The sequence below is a fragment of the Scytonema sp. NUACC21 genome (assembly GCF_054684315.1).
On the sequence record NZ_BAAFZH010000057.1, the window covers coordinates 1 to 24,362 of the forward strand.

At 42.1% G+C, this 24,362-nt stretch carries 17 protein-coding genes and 4 pseudogenes; 11 read left to right on the plus strand and 10 right to left on the minus strand.

The features are described 5' to 3' along the window. Together ACYRY3_RS08420 and ACYRY3_RS08425 are read right to left on the minus strand one after the other, a co-directional pair. Positions 1-203 (minus strand): annotated as a pseudogene (locus tag ACYRY3_RS08420) (homogentisate phytyltransferase); the annotation flags it as partial. Positions 204-359: 156 nt separating this feature from the next. After that, positions 360-1,202 carry a methyltransferase domain-containing protein gene (locus tag ACYRY3_RS08425; protein WP_460201251.1) on the minus strand — a complete coding sequence of 281 codons (843 nt, stop codon included), beginning with the start codon at positions 1,200-1,202 and terminating at the stop codon, positions 360-362. 144 nt (positions 1,203-1,346) lie between these two features. Here ACYRY3_RS08425 and ACYRY3_RS08430 point away from each other — a divergent pair, with 144 nt between their 5' ends. Next, positions 1,347-2,681 carry a TrkH family potassium uptake protein gene (locus ACYRY3_RS08430; RefSeq protein ID WP_460201252.1) on the plus strand — a complete coding sequence of 445 codons (1,335 nt, stop codon included), beginning with the start codon at positions 1,347-1,349 and terminating at the stop codon, positions 2,679-2,681. 137 nt (positions 2,682-2,818) lie between these two features. Then, the gene (locus ACYRY3_RS08435; RefSeq protein ID WP_460201253.1) at positions 2,819-3,514 is read left to right on the plus strand and encodes a potassium channel family protein; all 696 of its coding nucleotides are present in this window, start codon (positions 2,819-2,821) and stop codon (positions 3,512-3,514) included. Positions 3,515-3,705: 191 nt separating this feature from the next. Here the strand turns inward: ACYRY3_RS08435 and ACYRY3_RS08440 are convergent, their stop codons facing one another. Together ACYRY3_RS08440 and queA are read right to left on the minus strand one after the other, a co-directional pair. Further along, positions 3,706-4,869: a tetratricopeptide repeat protein gene (locus ACYRY3_RS08440; protein WP_460201254.1), complete on the minus strand. Its 1,164-nt coding sequence runs from the start codon at positions 4,867-4,869 to the stop codon at positions 3,706-3,708. Between the two features lie 116 nt (positions 4,870-4,985). After that, entirely contained in the window at positions 4,986-6,167 is a 1,182-nt protein-coding gene (gene queA / locus ACYRY3_RS08445; RefSeq protein ID WP_460201255.1) for a tRNA preQ1(34) S-adenosylmethionine ribosyltransferase-isomerase QueA, read from the minus strand. Positions 6,168-6,404: 237 nt separating this feature from the next. Here queA and ACYRY3_RS08450 point away from each other — a divergent pair. After that, positions 6,405-6,611 (plus strand): annotated as a pseudogene (locus tag ACYRY3_RS08450) (hypothetical protein); the annotation flags it as partial. On the opposite strand, the pseudogene ACYRY3_RS08455 reads toward ACYRY3_RS08450, so the two are convergent. Together ACYRY3_RS08455 and ACYRY3_RS08460 are read right to left on the minus strand one after the other, a co-directional pair. Continuing rightward, a pseudogene (locus ACYRY3_RS08455) lies at positions 6,610-7,404 on the minus strand (DUF1350 family protein); the annotation flags it as partial. The pseudogenes ACYRY3_RS08450 and ACYRY3_RS08455 overlap by 2 nt on opposite strands. A 594-nt stretch (positions 7,405-7,998) precedes the next feature. Further along, on the minus strand, positions 7,999-8,154 hold the full coding sequence (locus ACYRY3_RS08460; RefSeq protein ID WP_460201256.1) for an MAE_28990/MAE_18760 family HEPN-like nuclease: 156 nt from the start codon (positions 8,152-8,154) through the stop codon (positions 7,999-8,001). 279 nt (positions 8,155-8,433) lie between these two features. Between ACYRY3_RS08460 and ACYRY3_RS08465 the strand changes: the two genes are divergently transcribed. Together ACYRY3_RS08465 and ACYRY3_RS08470 are read left to right on the plus strand one after the other, a co-directional pair. After that, positions 8,434-10,986 carry a U32 family peptidase gene (locus tag ACYRY3_RS08465; RefSeq protein WP_460201257.1) on the plus strand — a complete coding sequence of 851 codons (2,553 nt, stop codon included), beginning with the start codon at positions 8,434-8,436 and terminating at the stop codon, positions 10,984-10,986. Between the two features lie 406 nt (positions 10,987-11,392). Further along, a complete protein-coding gene (locus ACYRY3_RS08470) occupies positions 11,393-12,322 on the plus strand; it encodes a tetratricopeptide repeat protein (RefSeq protein WP_460201258.1) in 930 nt (309 codons plus the stop codon). 46 nt (positions 12,323-12,368) lie between these two features. Here the strand turns inward: ACYRY3_RS08470 and ACYRY3_RS08475 are convergent, their stop codons facing one another. The 4 genes from ACYRY3_RS08475 to ACYRY3_RS08490 all read right to left on the minus strand — a co-directional run bounded on the left by ACYRY3_RS08475 (position 12,369) and on the right by ACYRY3_RS08490 (position 14,423). Next, positions 12,369-13,094 (minus strand): Nif3-like dinuclear metal center hexameric protein, encoded by a 726-nt coding sequence (locus tag ACYRY3_RS08475; protein ID WP_460201259.1) that lies wholly within the window; start codon positions 13,092-13,094, stop codon positions 12,369-12,371. Between the two features lie 172 nt (positions 13,095-13,266). Next, a complete protein-coding gene (locus tag ACYRY3_RS08480; RefSeq protein ID WP_460201260.1) occupies positions 13,267-13,569 on the minus strand; it encodes a EutN/CcmL family microcompartment protein in 303 nt (100 codons plus the stop codon). 6 nt (positions 13,570-13,575) lie between these two features. Further along, positions 13,576-13,923, minus strand: a complete 348-nt coding sequence (locus ACYRY3_RS08485) for a carbon dioxide-concentrating mechanism protein CcmK (protein ID WP_017747342.1) — start codon at positions 13,921-13,923, stop codon at positions 13,576-13,578. Between the two features lie 191 nt (positions 13,924-14,114). Continuing rightward, positions 14,115-14,423: a carbon dioxide-concentrating mechanism protein CcmK gene (locus tag ACYRY3_RS08490; RefSeq protein WP_460201261.1), complete on the minus strand. Its 309-nt coding sequence runs from the start codon at positions 14,421-14,423 to the stop codon at positions 14,115-14,117. A 627-nt stretch (positions 14,424-15,050) separates the two neighbouring features. On the opposite strand from ACYRY3_RS08490, the gene ACYRY3_RS08495 reads away from it, so the two are divergent. The 6 genes and pseudogenes from ACYRY3_RS08495 (at position 15,051) to ACYRY3_RS08520 (ending at position 24,230) form a co-directional block, all read left to right on the plus strand. Then, positions 15,051-16,907, plus strand: coding sequence for an NAD(P)H-quinone oxidoreductase subunit F (locus ACYRY3_RS08495; RefSeq protein WP_460201262.1), 1,857 nt, complete (start codon positions 15,051-15,053; stop codon positions 16,905-16,907). A 90-nt stretch (positions 16,908-16,997) separates the two neighbouring features. Continuing rightward, positions 16,998-18,500, plus strand: a complete 1,503-nt coding sequence (locus ACYRY3_RS08500; protein ID WP_460201263.1) for an NADH-quinone oxidoreductase subunit M — start codon at positions 16,998-17,000, stop codon at positions 18,498-18,500. A gap of 99 nt (positions 18,501-18,599) precedes the next feature. Further along, entirely contained in the window at positions 18,600-19,772 is a 1,173-nt protein-coding gene (locus ACYRY3_RS08505; RefSeq protein WP_460201264.1) for a CO2 hydration protein, read from the plus strand. 80 nt (positions 19,773-19,852) lie between these two features. Further along, positions 19,853-20,371: pseudogene (locus ACYRY3_RS08510) on the plus strand (glycoside hydrolase); the annotation flags it as partial. Between the two features lie 132 nt (positions 20,372-20,503). Beyond that, entirely contained in the window at positions 20,504-21,553 is a 1,050-nt protein-coding gene (locus ACYRY3_RS08515; RefSeq protein ID WP_460201265.1) for a protein kinase domain-containing protein, read from the plus strand. Between the two features lie 571 nt (positions 21,554-22,124). Continuing rightward, positions 22,125-24,230 carry a protein kinase domain-containing protein gene (locus tag ACYRY3_RS08520; RefSeq protein WP_460201297.1) on the plus strand — a complete coding sequence of 702 codons (2,106 nt, stop codon included), beginning with the start codon at positions 22,125-22,127 and terminating at the stop codon, positions 24,228-24,230. The last annotated feature ends 132 nt before the right edge of the window (positions 24,231-24,362 follow it).

Sequence of the window (24,362 nt, forward strand, 5' to 3'; positions counted from 1 at the left end):
ATATAAACATTGCCACACAGACAAGCAATCCATGCTCCTAGAAGGGGGAGAGGGAGAGGGGAAGAGGGGCGATAGGTAGAAATTGCAATTAAATAGAGTCCCAAGACACTCAAACTTGTACCGATAATTGTGTGGGGACGAGAAAATTTCCAAAAACTGTAAAACCAGCTGTCCTTAAACCCTCGTTGGGAAATTTGATTCATATCAGAATTTTAGACTTTGGATTCGAGATTTTAAATTGACAGAAGTCACCAGGTGCGGGGTTGGGGTGGAACCTCACCAAGTTAGATGTTGTGGGTAAGGTTGAAAAGCGCGTCTTTGATGGGCGGTCTATTTCTTCACCCCGATCCCCAGTCCCTTCATTTATTTCCGCATAACAAACCAAACCGAACTAGCCCAGACTCATAACCCTGACGCATCAAACCCAAAGACAGCGCAGCTTGAATTGTATTCCAACCTGAAACTAGTAAACCCCAAATGGCTTGTAGTGAAAAGACAGAATCAATGACCACATTCCAAAACGGCGCAACAGCCTTTGACCAATCAGCAGTACGAATATTTTGCAAACCCAATTGGCGGGCAATAGCCTCATATTCCGGTAGAGAAATCACATAGGGCAAGCAGTAGACTCGATAAATCTCAGCTAAATGCTTTTTTTCATCCACCGTAAGTGGTGAGTTATCAATCGGTCGATGACACCAAGTTACCATAATCAACGTTCCACCGGGTTTTAGTACCCGATAGCATTCCTGCATAAACTTGGTTTTATCAGGCATGTGCTCACCGCTTTCCAAAGACCAAACCAAGTCAAAAGAGTTGTCATCAAAAGGCATTGCTTGAGCATCAGCAACTTGAAAATGAGCCCTCTCGCTCAAACCCAACTCTTGAGCACGTTGTGTTGCTCTAGAAGCTTGTACTGGGCTTAACGTTATTCCCGTTGCCTTAGCGTGAAATTTTTCTGCCAAATACAGGGAACTCCCACCAATTCCACAACCCACATCTAGTATATTTTCGGCTTTCTGCACCCCTGCCCATTTTAGTAGTTCTTCAATCAAGTCTATCTGCGCCTGACGGCGGTCTTTGTTCTCGAAGCCATCTGCACCATAGTACCCGTGATGCATATGCTCTCCCCATACTTGTTCCCACAAACCGGAAGAAGCATCGTAAAACTGCTGAATTTGCTCGTAAAGTGTTGCACTCATGAAGAAAGCAGATTAAGACAGAAATTTAAACATACTCGTAGGCTACCATGTGTGTTTTTAATTAAATTAGGGTAATGTGTTTTTATATCTAGGTAAGCAATGCCCTAACTCTACTGCCTGGAGTGTTCTCTTTTTTACATCTGTATGACGGTTTCTCAAAAAATTTGCTTAGGGTTTTTAGCAGTCATCACTGTAGGAACCATCCTGCTAATGATGCCTTTTTCTACCAGCAGCGGTCAGTGGAACGACCCAATAGTGGCTTTGTTTACGTCAACTTCAGCAGTTTGTGTCACGGGGTTAGGAGTTGTTGATACTGGTACTTATTTTTCCTTCTGGGGTCAATTAGTTATGGCGCTGTTAGTTCAAATTGGTGGTTTGGGCTACATGACTTGCACAACTTTTTTGATTTTGCTGATTGGTTATAGATTTGACTTGCGGCAAAAAGTTGCCATTCAACAAGCTTTAGATCGACCTGGAATCCAAGGTAGCGCCCAAATTATTCGCTCAATTATTGCGACTACCTTGATTTTTGAAATTACTGGTGTATTTTTACTGCTACCTGCCTTTGTTCCCGACTATGGATGGTCTAAAGGGCTTTGGCTATCTATTTTCCATAGCATCAACTCTTGGAATAATGCCGGTTTTAGTTTGTTTCCAGATAACTTGATTAAGTATCAATCATCTGCATTGGTCTGTTTTGTTGTTACGGGATTGATTATATTTGGTGGGATTGGTTATCAAGTTATTTTAGAAACATTTATCTGGCTGCGGGATACTTTCCAAAAGAGGCAGCTAAAGCTGAGGTTTTCTCTAGATTTTAAAGTCGCAATCAGCACAACTGTAGTTCTTTTAGTTTTGGGAACAATTGCTTTTTTCTTTGTGGAATTAAGAAACCCCGAAACATTCAGTCATCTCAGTTTTCGCGACAAATTATTAGTAGCTTGGTTTCAATCAGTGAGTCCTAGAACTGCTGGATTTAATACTATTGATATAGGAAAAATGACAACAGCAGGTCTATTTATTACTATTGCATTGATGTTTATCGGTGCATCCCCTGGTGGAACAGGAGGTGGAATGAAAACAACAACATTGAGAGTTCTCACAAGTTGTACCAAGGCAATACTTCAAGGCAAAGAAGAAGTTTTATTATACGATCGCACAATAGCAATTCCTTTAATTTTAAAAGCAATTGGAGTTTTTATTGGTTCAATAGGTACTGTCATTTTAGCTACCATATTAATTACGCTTACAGACCCGACAATATCATTTATTCAACTTTTATTTGAAGTTGTGTCAGCTTTTGCAACGGTGGGTCTTTCTACAGGAATTACAGGGACTGTATCTGTAGGAGCCAAGCTCATACTAATAGTAACAATGTATATAGGAAGAGTTGGTATTTTGCTTCTCATGTCAGCAATACTGGGAGATCCCCGACCCAGCAATGTTCACTATCCTGAAGAAAACTTGCTGGTGGGATAGTTAAAAAAATGGGAATGAATAATAACTCATTACCTAAAGTGATAACATATAAATATTAGCAAAAATAAGAACCTTTAAAAGTCGGTTATGCCGACTTTTTGTAATAGAAAAAAGCATTGTTAATAAGGATAAAAACTGTGCATTTGTCATCTTTGGGTTTTTTTCGCAGTCTGCGTAGGGATAATCAGCAATTTGCTGTAATAGGGTTAGGTCGTTTTGGAAGATCGGTCTGTTCGACCTTACATAAGTTTGGCTATGAAGTATTAGCTACAGATATAGATGAAAAGCGGGTATCTCAAGCATTGACAGAGCAAATCACCGGTCATGCTTTGCAACTCGACTCAACAGAACCAGCTGCACTTAAAGAAGCTGGGATTTTTGAATTTGATACAGTTATTGTGGCAATTGGAAATTACGTTCAGGAAAGTATAATTACAACATTAAATGTAAAAGAGGGTGGTGTACCCCATGTGATAGCAAAAGCCTCTAGTGAAGTTCACTACAAACTATTGTACAAAGTTGGAGCCGATCATGTTGTTTTTCCAGAAAATGAAGCAGGTTGCGCTCTAGCACGAACCCTCACTAAGCCTTCAATCTTAGATCGCTTTGACCTCGACCCAGATAACAGTATTGTAGAAGTGATAGTACCTGATGAATTTCACGGCAAAACGATCGCCGAACTGCAACTTCGCAACCGCTATGGGCTGAATTTACTCGCAGTCAGTCATGATGGAAAATTTCAAATAAATCCCAACCCTTATCAGCGTCTTGAGCGCGGTTCAGCAATGGTTGTTATTGGTTGCAATAAAGATATCGATCGCTTACCAATTTAAGTTAATGAAAAAACTTAACTGGGAATGGTCATTCCTAGTCATTTGTCAAAATTCATTGGTAGGGCTTGCTGATGTTTTGACATTTTGTAATTTAGTTCTGTTTATTCCCGCCCACCTACTTAATTGTAGAAACGCTTTGATTCGGCGCGTCTCTACAAACATTTTGAATCCTCATCCCTTACTCCCAAATTTTATTGACCCGTATTAAATAAAGCAGGCTGTTCAACGGGAATAGGCACATTATTGGTGTTACTTTCAGTTTCTGTAGGAGTTGCTTGTGGGTTGGATGTCTCGGGTTCGGGAACGACTACATTACTTGTAGGAGTTGGCGTTGGCGAAGGAGTTTGGTTTTGCCCAACCTGATTTTTCTTGTATGCTGCTAGCTTGACGATTTGTTGCATTAATTCCTCAATTTTGTTTGCCTGCTCCATGTTACCCTGTTGGCGGTATTGATCTCGGGCGCGTTTTAAAGCTGTGTTAGCGTTCTTGTAGTCGCCCTGTTGGTACCAGATGACTCCTAAGTTATAGTAAGACCCAGGATTATTGTTAGGAATTTTGCGAATGGCTTCTTTGTAAACAGCAATAGCTTCTATTGTTTGACCTTGAAGCGCCATCAGGCTTGCCATGTTATTGTAAGCATCAGCATTCTCAGGATCGATTTCTACAGATTTGCGATAAGCAGCGATCGCATCCTGTGATTGTCCTTTTTGTTGCAGGGCTATTGCTAAGTTAGAGTAAGCGCTAGCATTGTTCCTATCGAAATTAATTGCTTGCTGATATAGAGCAATCGCTTCGTCTAGTTGTCCTAGTTCATACAGCGCCAATCCCTGATTGTAATAAGCTGCTGACATGGTTGGATTTATGACTATAGCTTGGCGATAAGCAGTAATCGCCGCCTCTTTCTGTCCTTGTTTTTGCAGTGCTAGCCCTACATTGTAATATGCTTCACCAAGATTGGGATTAATTCTAATTGCCTCACCGTACTCTTGCACTGCTAAATCCAAGCGATTTTGCTGTAGCATAATACTTCCCAGGTAATTATGTGCTGCAGCTATATTTGGATCGCGCTGTAAGGCTTGGCGAAAAGCATTTTCTGCCGCCTGAAAGTTGTTTTCTTTGTAACGCATGACACCTTGTTGGAAGAAGCTAGCTGCTTCTAGATTTTGAGAGGGAACAAAGGGTTCGGCAGCTAGCAGCTTGTTTTCTGGTACTGCAATCAATGATGGTATGACTACCAAAACAGCAGACAGAACACACAAAAGTCCAAATCGTTGCTGGCTGCGATCGCAACTCTGAAAGAGCGCCCTTTTAAAGAAATAGAGAAACCACTGATACAGTTGATATTTTTGAGACATTGCTGGCGACCTGCACTTATTGCTATAGACTTATAAGTCAGGGTACCCAGAACAAAATTGAAAATTAACTTGGTTTGTTAGTAGATAGTAGTTAGTAGGCTATTAACCACCAACCACTAACCACTAACCGCCTGTGGCAAAATCAACATTGCATCACCAAAGGAATAAAAGCGATATCGAGATGCTACAGCTTCCTGGTATATCTTCAATAATCGTTCGCGACCAATTAAAGCACTTACCAGCATTAACAAACTAGAACGTGGTAGATGAAAGTTGGTAATTAAGCCATCAACAACCTGCCATTTATAGCCGGGATAAATAAACAAGTCTGTTTTGCCACAAAATGGTTTTAAGTCTCCTTGAGTTGCTGCTCCTTCGAGAGCTCGTACTACTGTTGTACCAACAGCAATAATCCGCCCTCCAGATGCTTGAGTCTTGCGGATTTGTTCTACTGTGGAGGAAGGTACTTCAATCCATTCTTCATGCATTTTGTGGGTCTTAACGTTGTCCACTTCTACAGGACGAAATGTTCCAACTCCAACGTGCAGTGTCACAAAAGCTTGATGAATTCCACGCTGCTGCAAGGTTTTTAGCAATTCTGGCGTAAAGTGTAACCCCGCAGTGGGTGCAGCGACTGCGCCGGGATGCTGTGCATAAACCGTCTGATATTGTTCGCTCTTGGCATCAGAAGCATTAATGTACGGTGGCAGAGGAACCTCACCGAATACGTCTAACAATTGGACTACGGATGTTCCTTCTGGCAAATCAAATTGTAGTAGACGTCCCCCAGTCGCTTCGTCTGCTTCTATAACTGTTGCAGTTAGGGAACAAGAGGGGGGCAAAGAATTGTCTTTTCTCCCAGGACTGAGAGGGGAGTTCCTTGCTTCAAAAACAATTTTTGCTCCAGGTTTGAAACGTTTTCCTGGTTTAACAAGAGCTAACCAGCAGTTATGCTGTCGCTCTTCTAAAAGCAAAACCTCTATCTCCGCACCAGTTTCTTTATGACCGTACAATCGTGCTGGAATAACTTGTGTGTCATTCATCACGAGTAAGTCTCCCGCTTGCAGCAAATCGGGCAACTCGCGGAATATATGGTGTAAAGGCGCGGATTCTATTCCCGTGAAGAGTGAATTTACGACTAGTAACCTAGAACTGTCTCTGGGGACTGCGGGATTTTGAGCAATAAGTTCTTGAGGTAACTCATAGTCGTAGCTAGCTAGAGAAGTATCTAATAGAGTTTCTTCTATCTTAGGGTTAGATATGAGGTTATAATTGTTACTGCTCTGTAGATTGTGCATTTATATTAGGATTGCTGAAAACTGGTAAATTTTAGCTCTTCTTAATAAAAAACTCTAAAGCATTATCGCGCAACTTCTCTTCAGGTTTCAAATGGATACTATCGGGGATCGCGTAAACCCCATAGGGGAAATTGGGTAAACCTCCCCATCGAAAAACGGGGGCTTCTACCCTAGTAAGCATTGAGGTTCTCTAGGAATAATAAAGATGTAGGATTGGCTTTGATCCCAAACACCAAGATGGAATACTTGTATTACCTGGCAAATGCCAGTCTCACTTTGAGGGTTGTCCAAGTCTTGCATGCTAAACCCCGGATGCCCGTTTCTTTCGTCACCGTAATTCATCAAATTGATGGTTGGGTGGTTAGGATCAAACTCAAGGGTCAGATTTCGCCTCAAGATGATGGCGATTTTCGAGCTTTCTTAAATGAATTAGGAATTAGCTACCCAGCAAATTAAATAAATTACTATTTTCAATTAAAGCCTCTGTCTCTTTGGGAGTTGGTTTGACGTTCAAACCCAGATTGATAATAAAATCTGCCAGGAATTTAGGTTTAATTGCACTGTCAAGCCCAGTATTGACGGGTGCTAGTAGTATAGATGGTTGACTTTTAATAAAGATGCTGGTAATTTTTACATCAGATTCATCAAAGGTGACTTGACTTTTTGCCACATCTTGATTGACATAATAGGAAGTTAATCTTTTCGCCTCTGAACTTTTGTCTTCAAGGGAATTAATTAGATTTTCTAAATCATTGACAATACTTTGAACTTTTTTTTCTTGTTTTTGAAGGGATAAATTACCAGAAGTTTGTTTGACTATTTTCCGAATAAAGGTTTCTAGCTGGTCTCGTTCTTTAGGTAGAGCACTAAAAGCTTCTAAAAGTGCAATGTATTTACAGCCAATACTATGACCTATCCAAAAAAAGTTAGAATCATTTAGGTAAGTGTTATATTCATAACCTGCTAATTCTGCCATTCTCACCAATTCTGGCATGAGTTTATACTGTTCTCTAATGAGAAAACCCGCCTCTGTATAATGATCGAAAGTAAAGTTGAATGGCAAGAGAATTATTGTATAGCCCTGCTTGAATAAACATTCGAGTAAATAGCGATAAAAAAACATGGGGCCAAATGTACCGAAAAAAGCTCCACCAATGAATTGGATGACCCCTTTAGGTTTGGGATGTAGAGCAACCCAACTAAAAGAAACTGGTTTAAATCTCAATTTTACATTCATAATATTCGTGATTTAACGACAGCAAAAACAGGGTATATTTTTATGACCGAGAACATCCTATTAGAATTGAATTAAATCGCAATGTATTCTAGCAAGATGAAACGTTTAGTAATACTGAAGCTCAAAATTGAGATAAGTATACTTTTCACCTTTTATTGTTTTGTAATTCTTTTTTAACTTTAGAAAGTTTTCTCCAAAGCCTGAATATTTACTTCAAAACCTTTCCTGGCTTTTTCGGAAAAGTTTGTTACAAGTTATATTTACTGCTTCCAAGCCTGATGTTGTGAGACTTCGTCTCAATTGCAACTTCAGGTCGAGCGTGTATATAAAATGTAATAAACTTACGGAGAAATTGTAACTTTTTTTTACAAAAACGTGTTATGGAAGATGAGACCAGATAAAGAAACATACGTAGGGTGGGCACTGCCCACCATTGTTCAATTGCTGGATCATAGATCTACCTACATTAACTTAAAAATTTTTCAAAAATCATTTATCCCCTTCTCGCTAGAAGATTACATAAAGACGTAGACGCAGTAGACGTAGGCTGGGCACTGCCCACCAACAGTTATACAAAAATCGATAATTTTAGAGCTAAGGACTTTGTAGGTAAAGTTTTTGCTCCAAGCAGTCAACAATTGATACTGCTAATTCATGCATAACTTCCAAAGCTGCATCTTCATATTTTTTATATTCCTGTAGGTCTTTAATTATCATTTTTTGCCCGTGAGCAATTTCATTCCTTCTCATAACTAAAGCTTTCAGCTCAATTTGAATAAATTGGCAATTTCACCAAAAGTTAAATCAAGAGTATCCGCACGAAGTTCATCGTTCTTACGCTCTATAAGGTCTTCTAAAAAAGTCATATTTTTTACCTTGAACAATTATTGGTCGATCGCGTCATAACACAGTAGTATTCTAGCTTTCTGTTATGAATGCCAGAAACCGCAGCGACCGCCACCTTCCCCCACCATCCACGAGTACAAACGATAGAATCGCAATGGTGCTCTCTTATCCATCTCAAACTCAATGAAAGCCTCGCGCAAAGCAACCCCCGAACACACCTCACCCAAATTTCAGCGTCCCGAACTACTTGCCCCGGCAGGTAACTGGGAGTGCGCCAAAGCTGCTGTCGAAAATGGGGCGGATGCCATATATTTTGGGTTGGATCGGTTTAATGCCCGTATGCGGGCGCAAAACTTCACAGAAGCAGACTTGCCCAAGTTGATGGAATTTCTGCACCTGCGAGGTGTGAAGGGCTATGTCACTCTGAACACACTTATCTTTCCACAAGAACTCAAAGAAGCAGAACAATACCTCCGTTCAATTATTACTGCAGGGGTAGATGCAGTAATTGTCCAAGATGTAGGTATTTGCCGTCTCATTCGTCACCTTTCCCCTGATTTTCCCATCCATGCTTCCACTCAGATGACCATCACAAGTGCTGCAGGGGTAGAATTTGCAAAATCCCTTGGTTGCCAGTTGGTGGTTCTTGCTCGCGAATGCTCGTTAAAAGAAATTGAGAAAATCCAACACCATCTGCACGCAGAGACGTCGCACCCAACTCTACCCTTAGAAGTTTTTGTTCACGGTGCGCTGTGTGTGGCATATTCAGGACAGTGTTTGACCAGCGAATCCCTGGGGGGACGTTCTGCAAACCGTGGTGAATGCGCCCAAGCTTGCCGCATGCCTTACGACTTAATTGCTGATGGCAAGGTTGTTAACTTAGAGAACCGCAAGTATCTACTAAGCCCTCAAGACTTGGCGGGGTTAGAGGTTTTGCCAGAGTTGGTTAAAACCGGCGTTTCTAGTTTAAAAATTGAAGGTCGTCTGAAAACACCAGAGTACGTTGCCAATGTTACCAGTGTTTATCGGCAAGCACTGGATAGAGTGATGGCGAATTTAGAAAATGTAGAGACACGCCACCTCTCGTCGCCACATTCCACACAACAAGAACATCACAACCTAGAAATGGCATTTTCTCGCGGTTTGTACACGGGTTGGTTTCGCGGAATTAACAATCAGGAACTGGTTCATGCCAATTTCGGCAAAAAACGCGGAGTTTACCTGGGGGAAGTGACCCGTATTAGCAATGAAAAGGTAACAATAAAGTTGCAAGCCCCAGTGAAACCGGGAGATGGTGTTGTTTTTGACTGCGGTCACCCGGAAGCACAAGAAGAAGGTGGTCGGGTTTATGCAGTGGAACGTAAAGGAAAAGACGCACTCCTGACCTTTGGTCGGCGAGATTTAAACCTGCGACGGGTACACGTAGGAGATAAGGTCTGGAAAACCAGCGACCCGGAACTTGATAAGCAACTGCGGCAAAGTTTTGCTGGCGAACAGCCGCAATTTCAGCGTCCAATTATATTAGAGATCTATGGAGAAGTTGGTCAATCACTGATTGCGATCGCACGGGACGAACAAGGTCACATTGTCCAAGTAGAATCTGCAATGCCCCTTGAGGAAGCCCACACTAAACCCCTGACTGTAGAAAGGTTACAGGAACAGTTTGGTCGTCTTGGCAATACTCCCTTTTGTTTGGGAACTGTGACCAACCATTTGAGGGGTGCAGTTATGGTTCCCGTGAGCGAGTTAAACCGTCTGCGCCGGGAGATTGTCACACAGTTGGAGGAATTACGTTCTCAACCCAAACGCTGGCAATTGCATTCAAACGCCAACCTCACAGACCTACTCCCCTCCCTCCCTCCCTCCCTCCCTCCCTCACTCCCTCCCTCACTCATCGTCTTAGTACGAAACTTAAAGCAACTTCAAGCAGCAGTCGAAGCAGGAATTGAAACGCTTTACTGTGAATTTGAAGATCCCCGTGCTTATCGAGAAGCCGTGAGGATAGTGCGCGAACAAGGACAGAAGCAACAGGAAATTTGGGTTGCGCCACCCAGAATAACCAAACCGGGAGAAAATTGGATTTTGCAGCAAGTGCGTTCCTGCAATGCTGACGGTTATCTTGTCAGAAACTATGACCATTTCCACTTCTTTGCAAACGACCGTTGTGTGGGAGACTTCTCCCTTAACGTTGCCAATCCTTTAACAGCAGACTATTTTAAAAACCAATTTGGTTTAGAAAGAGTCACAGCATCTTACGATTTGAACATTACCCAATTAGAAGACCTGCTGACGAGTTGCCCACCTTATTGGTTTGAGGTAACAATTCACCAACATATGCCCATGTTTCATATGGAACACTGTGTATTTTGCGCTTTTTTATCCAAAGGAACGGACTACACCAACTGCGGACGCCCTTGTGAAAAGCATGAGGTGAAACTACGGGATAGGGTCGGAACCGAACATATCCTTCAGGCGGATGCAGGCTGCCGTAACACTGTATTTAATGGTACAGCCCAAACGGGAGCAGAATACGTACACCGACTCTTAGAGTTAGGATTGCGAAATTTCCGCATTGAGTTTGTGAATGAGACACCAGAGAAGGTGACGCAAACAATACATCTCTACCGTCAGCTGTTAAAGGGAGACGTAACAGGTGCTCAACTTTGGCGGGAGTTAAAATTGCAAAATCAGCTTGGTGTGACTCGCGGTCCAATGGGTGTTAGTACGGTTCGCTGACAGTTATTCAACCCTTGCAGTAGCGTTGGCATCCTCTGCCAACTGACCCTCTTCCAGTCAATGATGCGAAAGGCAATTTTTTGCTTAAAAGTACTAATACAGTCGATATCGAAACAATTCGGTAAACTTCTCGGTGTTATTACACAAGCCAGGAATAGCAGGAATAAACCATAATCAAGCAATGTCAATTTGCTTACAGATGAAGGTACCTATCTGAAGTTCAATGGTAGCCTTATTTTCGCGCCCCGTGTACTAGTTATTTTTACTGATTTTTTGGTAAAAAGTATTGCTATCTTAGAAAGTTAGCACGCTTGTAGATAACCGTAAGTAAAATTTCTGAATTTGGTTGTTAAGACGTGCTATTTTTTTGGAAATTTATAAAATATAAAAATATATCCAAAGTGGGATGCTAAATTTTATGAGGTTAACTCTTAATCTAGAGGCAGAGTTCTTTTTCAATCAAGGATTGCGCCGGAGCAAAGCAGCAAAGTTTGAAGAAGCGATCGCGAGTTTCGATCGAGCCCTTAGGTGTAAACCAGATTATCCCGAGGCTTTATCCCAGAAAGGTTTTGCTTTGGGCTCCTTGGGTCGTCATGATGAGGCAATTTACTGCTTTGACCAAATATTAAAATCTGGGTTGGGTGATTGCTGGATTTGGCACAACAAAGCAATTGCTTTAGGAAAGTTGGAACGCTACACCGAAGCTATTAACTGCTTTGACCGTGCTCTGGAGTTGAACCCTAAAGCTGCTAGCATCTGGCACAATCGCGGTTTAACCCTGTGTGATTGGGGAAAACATGACAAGGCAGTGAAAAGCTTTGACCGCACTTTGCAATCGCAACCAGATGCTTACTGGGCATGGAACAACAGAGCTAATGCTCTCAAACAGATGGGGCTTTACAAGGAAGCTCTCAACAGCTATGACCGTGCTATTGAATTCGACCCCAATAATACTATGGCTTGGCATAATCGAGGCATGAATTTGTATGAGTGGGGGCGTTATGAAAAAGCACTCAAGAGTTTTGACCGAGTTTTGGAAATTCAGCCAGACTATTACAGAGCTTGGTTCAATCGGGGTGTAGCTTTGGAAAAATTACAGCGTTATGCAGAAGCTCTTGCAAGTTACAAACAAGCCTCAGAATTGCAACCCAATGATGACACCATTTGGTACAACCTGGCTCGCTGCCACACTATAGAGAACAATACTGAAGAGGCTGTTAAAAACTTGCAACGAGCAATCAATTTATGCCCGGAAAAATACTTACCAGGTCTGAAAAATAACTCTGATTTTGACAAAATCCGTAAGGATAGCCGATTTCAGTCCTTATTTGTATAGCAGAATTGGGAACCTTATTTTACTGGTAATTTATCAATAATGATGATTAATTACCACTTAAAACCACCTCAAGACCGTACCAGCGTTCCTGCAGTAACCCCCTAAGTGACCGCAAACCCCATGCTTCTCCGCGACGATGACCAACTGCGATCGCACCAATTTTCGTTTCCACCAATGCCCCCTCGGCAGGCTTTCTTAGCTGTCCTGTAATGTAAACATCAGCACCGCGATTTGCTGCTTCTCGTACAAGCAAGTCTGTCATTGCACCCACAACAGCAACTTTTCTCACTTCATCAGCGTCATCTACTTTACGTACTTCCTCATATCCAGCAAAAATCTGATTGACGCGATCGCACAAATCAGCAATGCTTTGCGCTGGAATTTCTCCAATCATACCAATGGGTCTGTTTTCTTTCTCACCCAGTACTTCCAAATAAGACATACCCAAAACTTCTGCCAATCGCGGATTAAACGAGAGTGTCAAGCCCTCATCAAAGGGCAGATGGTAAGATATTACACCTACATCAGCCGCAAGTTGTCCTGGTTCGAGTTTCCACGGTCTGTGTAAGAACAGCGCGTCTAAATTTTCAGCACTGACCCATTCCTGCAACTGCGCCCACGACTCTAATGCCAAGCCCAACCTTTGGACACCACGTGTTGAAGGCAAATAAACACCGCCTCTTTCTTCTGGAGAGTACCGCTCAACAGCAAAAAAGCGATCGAGAAATCCTGCCAGTTTTTCTAAACTAATCAAATCGCTCTCCGTTGTCATCTATTCAAAAAACTTTCTAACATAAATATATTGCAAGCCAAAAGAAAAAAAATCGTAGGTTGGGGAGCCACTGCGTTGTGGGGGTTCCCCCCATTGAAGCAAGTGGCGTTTGAGGAACGAAACCCAACACCAATGACCAATGACCAATGACCAAATGACCAATGACTAATAACTACCTATACTGGTCTTTTTTGCTGTAAATCAACCGATCTTCTACGTGGATTGTATCAATTATTGCTACTACCGCCGCATCCAATGGACGCTGTTCGTTACCTAGAACTTGACGGGCAGAACTGCCACGCGAAATAAGTACCCACTCATCCACTCCAGCACCCACACTATCAGCTGCCACTTCGTATTCTGGCAGAACACGTCCTTCTTCATCTACCAATTGCAACAGCAGTAGTTTGACGCCTCTCAGACTTGGGTCTTTCTGAGTGCTAACTACTGTGCCGCGAACTTTTGCAATTTGCATTACTCGTTATGGTCTTCTACCACCAAAGGGACGAATTGCGTTAACGTTTTCGCGGAACTGCTCTACATCTTCGGTGTATCGAATAGGTAAAACGTACTCCAAATTTTCGTGAGGACGGGCAATGATGTGTGTTGACAGTACCTGTCCGCCATTAACTCGCTTCACAGATTCAACTCCAGCGCTTACTGAAGCTTGAACTTCAGAAACATCTCCCCGAACAATAACAGTAACGCGACCACTTCCTATTTTCTCATAGCCTACTAACGTGACGCGAGCTGCTTTTACCATTGCGTCTGCGGCTTCTACTACAGCCGGAAACCCTAGCGTTTCAACCATTCCTACTGCTATTGACATGACTTCCGTTCCTCAGGACTTAAAAAATTTACACAAAGATCTATCTAGAACAAAGCATCCCCGACGCCTAGTTTTAGATTTTAGATTGGGTTTTCCAAATCTAAAATCTAGTCTCTCGTACTTGCTGCCCCTTTAGATCGAAATTACGAGAGCACTCAAAAATTTAAAATTGTGGCTTCACTCAGCCTCACTTAGGTGCGGAACTGCTCCACAGCTTCGGTATAGCGAATCGGCAACACGTATTCTAGGTTTTCGTGGGGACGCACAATGATGTGAGTGGATACAACTTCACCACCGTTGACTCTTCTAGCGGCTTCAACACCAGCAGCAACTGAAGCCTGTACTTCAGAAACATCTCCCCGAACTATTACAGTAACCCGAGCACTGCCGATTTTTTCATATCCTACCAGAGTAACGCGAGCAGCTTTGACCATCGCATCAGCCGCTTCCACTACTGCCGGAAAACCCTTTGTTTCAATCATTCCAACTGCAATTGGCATCGCAGAACTCCTGAATTAAGTTATTGCAATATGTACTGTTATGGAAAATTTTGACGGGGATGCTCATCTTGAGCTGAAAAGCATTTCCAAATTAAGCATAGAAAACCTTGGTCCCCCTGGCAATATAAATTACTATAATAGTTTGTAATAAAAAAGTTTTAAAAATCTTAACATAAATTCATGGCAGTGATTCTACTCAAGCGAACTTAACAAATTCCTAGAGCAGCCACTTCTGCTTTATAATTCTTTTATTACATGGGCTAGAACACGTTGGTAAAGCCCTAATTTCCGCTGAAAGAGGAATGACAACAAACTCAAGGAGTGATGCTGCTGTCTTTCCTCGTTTTTGTCATCGACGTAAAAAATGTCTAAAAAACATATATAATTTTTTGTTATATGGCTTGTAAACTAGGGTTTTCTAATTAGAAATTCTAGTTGAAGAACGCTTACTAAGCCAAAATAAAAAAATTATGTTTGATAAACATATCATCTCTGTTTTTGTCTGGGGAGGTAGGTAATAAAAGAAAGTTATTTAACAAATAAGCGAGAAACCATGTAACTTATGGAGGGAATCAAAGTTTTTTAAAAACACGACAAAAATAGATTTTTAAAAGGGATACATGATAAATGAATCAGTTTCTTTTTTCAACTAGCTGGTGGATACCTTTTTATGGATTAATAGGTGCGATTTTAACCCTACCTTGGGCAATAGGGTTAATTAAGCGTACAGGACCCAGACCTGCTGCTTATTTGAATTTGTTGACAACTATTTTGGCTTTTGTTCACAGCCTGTTTTTGTTTGTAGATATTTGGAATAGAGAACCAGAAGATTTTATGTTTACCTGGTTCAAAGCAGCGGGTTTTGACTTGTCCTTTGCTTTAGAAGTCTCTCCAGTGAGTGTTGGAGCAACAGTTTTAGTCACGGCGTTAAGCCTACTGGCACAAACCTATGCTCTGGGATACATGGAAAAGGACTGGGCGTTGGCGCGTTTCTTTGCCTTGATGGGATTTTTTGAAGCAGCGCTAAATGGCTTAGCTATCAGCAATTCCTTGTTTCTCAGTTATGCCCTCTTGGAAATGCTCACTCTTTCCACCTACTTGTTGGTTGGATTCTGGTACGCTCAACCGCTGGTGGTAACAGCTGCACGAGATGCATTTTTAACCAAACGGGTGGGAGATATATTGCTACTGATGGGAGTAGTCATGCTGGCTACGACTGCTGGCAGTTTAAATTTCTCAGATTTGTATGAATGGGCGCAAACAGCTGAGTTAAGCCCCCTGACATCAACTTTGTTGGGTTTAGCATTGATAGCAGGACCTGCAGGTAAATGCGCTCAGTTTCCACTCCACCTATGGTTGGATGAGGCAATGGAAGGTCCCAACCCAGCCTCAGTGATGCGGAACTCAATGGTGGTGGCAGGTGGAGCTTATGTGTTGTACAAATTACAGCCAATTTTAGCACTGTCGCCGATTGCTTTAAATGCCTTGATTATCATGGGTACAGTGACGGCAGTGGGTGCATCCTTGGTGGCGATCGCCCAAATTGACATCAAGCGTGCTCTTGCTCATTCCACAAGTGCATACATGGGGTTGGTATTTTTAGCCGTTGGCATGGAACAGGGGGGTGTAGCTCTCATGTTGCTGTTCACTCATGCGATCGCTAAAGCACTGCTCTTCATGAGTTCTGGAGCAGTCATATATACCACGAGTACACAAGATTTAACAGAAATGGGTGGCTTGTGGTCGCGGATGCCAGCAACTACGACTGGTTTTGTTGTGGGTGCTGCAGGAACGATCACCCTGTTACCCTTGGGTAGCTTTTGGGCAATGTTAGGATGGGCTGATGGCTTAGCTTTAGTTAGCCCTTGGGTTGTGGGCATTTTAATTCTTGTGAATGGACTGACAGCACTGAATTTAACCAGAGTCTTCCGGCTAGTCTTTTGGGGAGAGGCGCAACCAAAAACCCGTCGCGCTCCAGAAGTGGGTTGGCAAATGGCATTCCCCATGGTAACCCTCACCATAGCCACTTTGTTAGTTCCGCTGATGCTACAGCAATGGTACTTACTACCAGACTGGGCAAGTCTAAATTGGTATGTTGTGGGGCTGTTAATTTTGTCCAGTTTAGTAGGAGTCACTATAGGCGCTAATATCTATTTGCACAAAGCTTGGTCAAGATCCAGAGTTTTGGCGTGGAGATTTGTGCAAGACTTGCTGGGTTATGACTTTTACATTGACCGAATTTATCGAGTGACGGTTGTTGGTGCAGTCGCATTGCTTTCCAGAATTTCTGCTTGGAGCGATCGCTATCTGGTTGACGGTTTCATCAACTTAGTTGGGTTTGCGGCAATCTTTAGCGGACAAACCTTAAAGTATAGTGTTTCAGGTCAATCTCAAGGTTACTTGTTGACCATAGTCATTGGTGTGAGTTTTCTAGGTTTTCTGATTAGCTGGTCGTTAGGTTTACTCAATAGCTGGCATTTTTAGTGATTCCTCAATAGTCATTGGTCGTGAGTGAAAAACAAATGACCAATGACAAATAACTAATGACTCAGGACAAATGACAAAGGACAAACTATGCTCAGTGCTTTAATTCTATTGCCGTTGCTGGGTGCGGCATTAATCGGTTTTTTTCCTATTGGCATCACACCAAAGGTTGCCCGTGGCTTGGCTTTAGCTTTTGCAAGTATTACTTTCGTTTGGACGGTAGTACTGGCAAGTCAGTTTAACTTAGGAGAAGCCAGCCAACAATTCACCGAGTTTCTGCCTTGGATAGAAACAATCGGTTTAAATTATCACCTCGGGGTAGATGGTCTATCACTACCCCTATTGCTTCTTAACGGGTTGCTAACTTGTATTGCCATCTACAGTAGCGATACCTCTGTTGCCCGTCCTCGCTTTTACTACTCCTTACTCTTAATACTAAATGTTGGAGTTGTTGGAGCTTTTATCGCACAAGATCTACTGCTATTTTTCCTGTTTTACGAGCTAGAACTCATTCCTCTGTACTTTTTGATTGCTATTTGGGGTGGTGAACGCCGGGGCTATGCAGCAACGAAATTCCTCATATACACTGCGGTTTCTGGAATTACCATTTTGGCAAGTTTTCTCGGCATAGTTTTGCTGAGTGGTGCTTCTAGCTTTGCACTAGACACCTTAAATACCAAATCTTTGTCTTTGGAAACTCAAATTCTCTTGCTAATAGGAATTTTGATTGGTTTTGGCATCAAGATTCCCTTAGTTCCCCTTCATACTTGGCTGCCAGATGCTCACGTTGAAGCTTCCACACCCGTTTCCGTGCTGTTAGCTGGAGTCCTGCTGAAATTGGGAACTTATGGCTTGCTCAGATTTGGGATGAACCTATTGCCAGAAGCTTGGCATTACCTAGGTCCTTTCTTGGCAACTTGGGCAGTCGTGAGTGTACTCTACGGCTCATCTTGCGCTATTGCCCAAAAAGATATGAAGAAAATGGTGGCATATAGCTCCATTGGACACATGGGCTACGTGCTACTAGCTGCTGCTGCTGCAACCCCTCTCAGTGTATTGGGGAGTACACTGCAAATGCTCAGCCACGGGTTAATTTCAGCACTCCTGTTTTTGCTTGTGGGGATTGTGTACAAAAAAGCCGGTAGCCGCGATTTAGATATTCTTCGAGGCTTACTCAATCCAGAACGGGGAATGCCTGTCATTGGTAGTTTGATGGTTTTGGGAGTCATGGCAAGCGCAGGAATACCGGGCATGGTTGGGTTTATTTCTGAATTCATTGTTTTTCGCAGCAGTTTCGCAGTTTACCCAGTTCAAACCCTTTTATCCATGATTGGCACCGGCTTAACTGCGGTTTACTTCCTACTTCTGACAAACCGCGCCTTTTTCGGACGCTTGTCCCCACAAGTTATAAACTTACCTCGTGTATCTTGGGCAGATCGAGCACCTGCTTTGATTTTAGCCGTGCTGATAGTTATCTTTGGTATCCAACCCAATTGGTTAGCCCGTTGGTCTGAACCAACGACAACGACAATGGCTGCTGTGCCAAGTGCCGTTGCAACAGTGTCGTTAGTGAAGGCAAAAGGCAAAAGTTAAGAGAGTGTTAGTGGTTAGTAGTTAGTAGAACAACTAACCACTAACCAATAACTAATAACCACTAATCACTAACCAATAACCACTAACGGAGAATCCACAATGGTAAGCATTACAAACAAACCTACTAATAATTATCCATTATTTGAGTATATTGAACGCTTGGAATCAGGAGGAGCATTATTACCCGATACACCAGAAAATTTGTTGGAAGTTGTCGGCATTCTCAAAAGCTATGGTGTCGTTTTGGATGCCTACTCCAAAAATCTTATCTACATCGCTGAAAATCAATTTTTAGTTTTTTTCCCATTTTTTAAATACTTTAACGGTGACTTCTCGTTTAAAAAACTACTAAAACATTGGTGGCATGACAGAATTAATTTTGAATATGCCGAGTATTGTATGAAAGCCATGCTATGGCATGGTGGTGGTGGATTAGATCGATATTTAGATACAGCAGAATTTCAAGAAAGAGCGCAAGCTGTCATTGCAGCAAAATTTAAATATAATCCCTTAATGATGGGAATAAATCAATTATTCCCTGATTTCTTGCTTGAACAAATGCGCGTTTTTTCCTATTACAAAGGATTGGGCGAATTCTGGCGTGTCATGGCTGATATTTTCCTGAGTTTATCTGACCGTTATGACGAAGGAAAAATCACATCCATTCCCCAGGTTGTAGACCATGTCAAAGCGGGATTGGTTGCAGATGCCAACAAGCCAATTACCTACTCAGTCAAAATTCGAGATAAAACTTATGATATTATTCCTGCTTCTGTTGGTTTGACATTCCTTACAGATACAGCAGTACCTTATGTAGAAGCAGTTTTCTTCCGGGGAACGCCTTTTTTGGGAACAGTATCCTATAACGCCCAAGCCTACCAAATTTCACCCGACCAATCTCGCTTTCAGTATGGGGCATTGTATGCCGATCCTTTACCTACTGGAGGTGCGGGTATTCCTCCCACTTTGCTGATGCAGGATATGCGTCACTATCTCCCAGATTATTTGCATGCAGTTTATCGTCGCAGTCGTCGGGGAGAAGATGATTTGCGGGTGCAAATTTGTATGAGTTTCCAAAAATCTATGTTTTGTGTGACCACTGCGGCAATTTTAGGGCTCATGCCCTATCCTGTGGATACCCAAAATCCAGATGAGCAAAATGCAAATCGAGTTTATTTGCAACAATGGCTTGATAGGCTAAAAACTTCGCGCTTGGGCAATGTTAACGACGACTCTAATTTTTGCTTAGTGGCTTTACCTAAGAAGGAATAATTTTAAGTAGGGTGGGCACTGCCAGCCCTTTCAATGCGAACATATGAACTAGTGAGGGAGGAAAAGGTGCTGAGAGCACAGAAGAGCAAGACTGGGACAAAGCCGGACGCATAGAAATAGGCGGGGCAAGGGGTACGATGCACAATAGCAGTCCAATCCAACGGCTGTGGTATGGAGTGGATCACTTAAACTTTTACCTACGGGTAGACTTTAAGACAGGAATTAAACCAGGGCACGATTTGCCACCAGAATTGAATTTGCTGTGGTTTTATCCCGACAAACCCATGCACAACAGCCCTGTTCCCCTGGCAGAGGTGCCCGATCTTGCTCCCATGAACTACCTGTACCACCACCATTTAGCAATTGATTTGCTAACGCAATCAACTTATTTTCGTGAAGCGGCCGAACATTATCAATGGCACCCCCGCGTCAGTCGCGCAAAGGTTGGTTTGGACAGCTGTTTGGAAGTCTCAGTCCCCTGGGCAGATTTGCAAATCCCGCCAGATTATCCTTTACGTTTAGTTTTCATACTTTCCGATGAAGGACGTTACTGCGAGTATCTTCCAGAAAATGCTTTGATTCCCATTGAAGTACCTTAGGCAATAGCATTATGCATGAGCGCGGATGTGTACGGATAAGTTATATGTAAAATATACCAAAAACTTATCCGTAATATCCGTTGCTAAAATCGGCATATAATAAGTGTTTTACCTTGACTTCCTTTTCCTTCGATGAACGGCTCTTCACCAAAAGTACTTAAGTCTCAAGCTGAGTTTTTACAGCGGACTCAGCTTGGTCAGATGTGCGGTTCTAAACAGCTATTTCGCGATCGCTATGCAATCCTGAGGATTATAGGAAGAGGTGGTTTCGGTGTGACGTTCTTAGCTAGAAATGCAGCGTTACCAGGGAAACCTCTGTGTGTCATTAAACAACTGTGTCCGAAAGTAGATAATCCCAATAGCCGGGAACGTGCGTGTCAGCGCTTTGAAAAAGAAGCAAAAACCTTGGCTCAATTAGGCAGCCATTCTCAAATTCCCATGCTTTTAGACTATTTTGAAGTCAATGGAGAGTTTTACTTAGTTCAAGAATATATCAGAGGTTATCATTTAGCACAGGAAGTCAAGCGAATTGGACTATATAATGAAGCCGCCGTTAAACAATTTTTGCGAGAATTGCTGCCAGTATTACAGTACGTACATAAAAATCATGTCATTCATAGAGATATAAAGCCCCATAACTTACTCCGGTGTCAAGATGATGGACGGTTAGTGCTAATTGATTTTGGCGCAGTAAAAGAAGAGTTGGTGTTACAAACTGAAACATCAACAGATGGAAACCCAAACACCAACTTTATTGGAACGATGGGATTTGCACCACCAGAACAGCTAGCCTTGCGTCCAGTTTTTGCAAGTGATATTTACGCAGTTGGTGTAACTTGTCTTTATCTTTTGACTGAAAAGCTACCCCTAGAATTTGAGAATGACAACAGTACAGGTGAGATATGCTGGCAAAAAGAGGTTAATGTCAGCGCCTATTTTGCCCAAGTTTTAGACAGAATGCTCAAAATTTCATTAGAGGAGCGATTTAAATCAGTTGATGACGTCATTTGGGCTTTAGGAATGGAAAATCATCTACCCGCATTAACTGACTGTTTAACAACTCAAAAACTGGGAGTTAATCATAAAAGTCACAAGAAAGAAATTTTTGAAGAATACTTAACACCTGTAGAGAGAACAGCTAAAGCTATACGAGAATGGAGAACAAAAGTAAAAACACAGTAGGTTGGGTTGAGTCACGAAACCCAACATTTCAAGTATGAAGGATAAAGGATAAAGGATAAAGGATAAAGGATGAAAAAATAAGAACGTAGGTTGGGAAGCCACTGCGTTGTGGGGGTTTTCCCCATTGAAGCAAGTGGCGTTTGAGGAACTCTACCTAACATTTATGAATTCAGAAACCAAACCCAACATTTCATCAAATAGTTAAACCCTACCAAACCCATACAAAACACTGGAGATTTAAGAGTTACTTTATAAATAACCTCTTAGTAGCTAGTAGCTAGATTATTTTAGAAAAAGCAAGTTCCCTAAATGTCTGTCTTTAAAATAACAATTTGAGAGCTAGTGATTTCCCCGTTCATAGAGAACATTTTATTCCTTTTTGTTTACAAAACTACATAATGACTGCTTCCACCTACCAACCACTAACCACTATCAACTAACCATTCATCAAATGTCAGAAGATTAAAATTTTTTTCAACTAAATTTCGTATAAGATGGAGAATAATTATTCCTAATAACAAATTCAGGGATCACTTAGCATAATTTATCACGCAATCGCGCCCTGTTGATGATGATCTGCTGCCTCAATCCTGATTGCCCAAATCCCCTGAACAATAGTGGAAAAAAGTTTTGCCAGACGTGCAGTACGCCACTAGTTCATTTGTTGCGAAATCGCTTCCGCGTTACAGGTGTACTTTCTGATGAGGGTGGATTTGGTAGAACTTATTTAGCAGAAGATATTGATAAATTAGAGGAACGCTGTGTTATCAAGCAATTAGCACCAAAGGTTCAAGGAGCTTGGGCGCTAAAAAAAGCGATGGAGTTGTTCCAAAAAGAGGCTGAACGATTGCAAGAACTCGGAGAGCATTCCCAAATTCCGACTCTCTTAGCTTATTTTGAACAAGATAATTATTTATATTTAGTTCAGCAATTTATAGATGGGCAAAATTTGTTAAAAGAGTTACAGCAAAGGAGAGTTTATCACTCTCATGAAATTAAAGAAATTTTACTAGATTTACTGCCCGTCCTTAAATTTATACATGAGCGAGGAGTGATTCACCGCGATATTAAGCCTCAAAACATTATCCGTCGTCGAACTGCCCAAGCTTCATCAAAACAAGGGTTTCCCCATCTTACCCCGACCAAAGGAAAGACATCCGGAAACTTAGTCCTGATAGATTTTGGATCTGCAAAGCAGTTTACAGCCAAAGTACAGCTGAATATGGGGACTTCAATTGGCTCGCAGGGTTACTCCCCAATTGAACAAATCAGAGATGGTGTGGCTTATCCAGCAAGCGATTTGTTTGGCCTGGGAGCGACTTGCTTTCATCTGCTGACTGGAATTTCTCCATTTAAGTTATGGACAGAACACGGTTATGCTTGGGTACAAAATTGGCAGCAATATGTCAAAAGCCCGATGAGTCAGGATTTGGTGCGGGTTATGGATAGGCTGTTGCAAAAAGATATCCAGAATCGCTACCAAACTGCTGATGAAGCAATAGTGGATTTGACATTAAAGCAGCAAATACCACCACCGTTAAATCCAGCAGGTGCGCCAACTCCTTCTGTAGTGGTACCACCCACTCAACAGCCATCTATCCCAAGGCAATATATTTTCCTGAGAAATTCCCTCTTAGCGGGTACTGCCATATTGGTGTTTGGTTCGGGAGAATTTTGGTATAAACAATTTCGCCGTCTTGAAGTCAAAATAACCTCTAGTATTAGTCAGCCAAACACCAATGTTGCGAATCCAGATGTGATTTTTCATCCGCGATCGCAAACACTTTCAGGACGGTTTTCTCTAGCATCTACTGTCACGGGATATTCAAACCCAGTTTTGTCAGTCGCCATTAGCCCAGATAGTATGACCATTGCCAGTAACAGCGATAACGGTATTAAACTGTTGAGTTTGATAACGGGGCAGGAAATATCTACCCTGAACGGTCATACTGACAGAGTGAATTCCTTGGCAATTAGCCAAGATGGACAAACTCTTGTCAGTGCTTCTGAGGACAAAACTGTCAAAATTTGGAACCTCGCAAACGGACAGGAAGTCCGTACACTAGGAGGGCACTCTAACTCAATTCATGCTCTTGCTTTCAGTCATGATGGCAAAATTCTGGCTGATGGCAGTGATGACAATACTATTAAATTATGGAGCTTGGTAACAGGAGAAGAAATCACCACCCTAGCAGGACATTCTGACTTCGTTCGGTCTGTGGTTTTTAGTCCCGATGGTAAAACTCTTGCTAGTGGTAGCTATGACAAGACAATTAAACTGTGGAACTTGGAAACGGGAGAACAAATCCGCACGCTACAAGGACATTCAGGAAAAGTGACTTCCATTGCCATAACCCCTGATGGCAAAGTCCTTGCTAGCAGTAGTTTTGATAGAACTATTAAACTGTGGAGTTTGAACACGGGTAAAGAAATCCGTACTTTATCGGGTCACTCCGATAAAATCACTGCCATTGCTATCAGCCCGAATGGCAAACTTCTGGCTAGTAGTAGTTTTGATAGAACTATTAAACTGTGGAATTTAGACACCGGACAGCAAATCCGCGTTTTGCTTGGTCATTCTAACGGCGTCCGTTCCATCGCCTTTAGTTCAGACGGAAAAACTCTTGTTAGTGGCAGTGAGGATAACACTATTAAAATTTGGCGGAATTCTCGTTAATTTTTTACATGCTTTTTACGAAAGCTTTATAGAGCAGAGTTCGCAAATCCGGAATGCTCCCCGACCAATCGGTAACTAAGTGTATTCCCCACATAGCAGTTCGGTACTCTGACTTAGGCAGTAGCACTATGA

What these genes read in the sequence shown, in the direction of transcription:
- ACYRY3_RS08425 (WP_460201251.1), bottom strand. Translation starts at nt 1,202, where the DNA reads ATGAGTGCAACACTTTACGAGCAAATTCAGCAGTTTTACGATGCTTCT.
- ACYRY3_RS08430 (WP_460201252.1), top strand. Translation starts at nt 1,347, where the DNA reads ATGACGGTTTCTCAAAAAATTTGCTTAGGGTTTTTAGCAGTCATCACT.
- ACYRY3_RS08440 (WP_460201254.1), bottom strand. Translation starts at nt 4,869, where the DNA reads ATGTCTCAAAAATATCAACTGTATCAGTGGTTTCTCTATTTCTTTAAA.
- queA (WP_460201255.1), bottom strand. Translation starts at nt 6,167, where the DNA reads ATGCACAATCTACAGAGCAGTAACAATTATAACCTCATATCTAACCCT.
- ACYRY3_RS08460 (WP_460201256.1), bottom strand. Translation starts at nt 8,154, where the DNA reads ATGAGAAGGAATGAAATTGCTCACGGGCAAAAAATGATAATTAAAGAC.
- ACYRY3_RS08465 (WP_460201257.1), top strand. Translation starts at nt 8,434, where the DNA reads ATGAAAGCCTCGCGCAAAGCAACCCCCGAACACACCTCACCCAAATTT.
- ACYRY3_RS08470 (WP_460201258.1), top strand. Translation starts at nt 11,393, where the DNA reads ATGCTAAATTTTATGAGGTTAACTCTTAATCTAGAGGCAGAGTTCTTT.
- ACYRY3_RS08475 (WP_460201259.1), bottom strand. Translation starts at nt 13,094, where the DNA reads ATGACAACGGAGAGCGATTTGATTAGTTTAGAAAAACTGGCAGGATTT.
- ACYRY3_RS08480 (WP_460201260.1), bottom strand. Translation starts at nt 13,569, where the DNA reads ATGCAAATTGCAAAAGTTCGCGGCACAGTAGTTAGCACTCAGAAAGAC.
- ACYRY3_RS08485 (WP_017747342.1), bottom strand. Translation starts at nt 13,923, where the DNA reads ATGTCAATAGCAGTAGGAATGGTTGAAACGCTAGGGTTTCCGGCTGTA.
- ACYRY3_RS08490 (WP_460201261.1), bottom strand. Translation starts at nt 14,423, where the DNA reads ATGCCAATTGCAGTTGGAATGATTGAAACAAAGGGTTTTCCGGCAGTA.
- ACYRY3_RS08495 (WP_460201262.1), top strand. Translation starts at nt 15,051, where the DNA reads ATGAATCAGTTTCTTTTTTCAACTAGCTGGTGGATACCTTTTTATGGA.
- ACYRY3_RS08500 (WP_460201263.1), top strand. Translation starts at nt 16,998, where the DNA reads ATGCTCAGTGCTTTAATTCTATTGCCGTTGCTGGGTGCGGCATTAATC.
- ACYRY3_RS08505 (WP_460201264.1), top strand. Translation starts at nt 18,600, where the DNA reads ATGGTAAGCATTACAAACAAACCTACTAATAATTATCCATTATTTGAG.
- ACYRY3_RS08515 (WP_460201265.1), top strand. Translation starts at nt 20,504, where the DNA reads ATGAACGGCTCTTCACCAAAAGTACTTAAGTCTCAAGCTGAGTTTTTA.
- ACYRY3_RS08520 (WP_460201297.1), top strand. Translation starts at nt 22,125, where the DNA reads ATGATCTGCTGCCTCAATCCTGATTGCCCAAATCCCCTGAACAATAGT.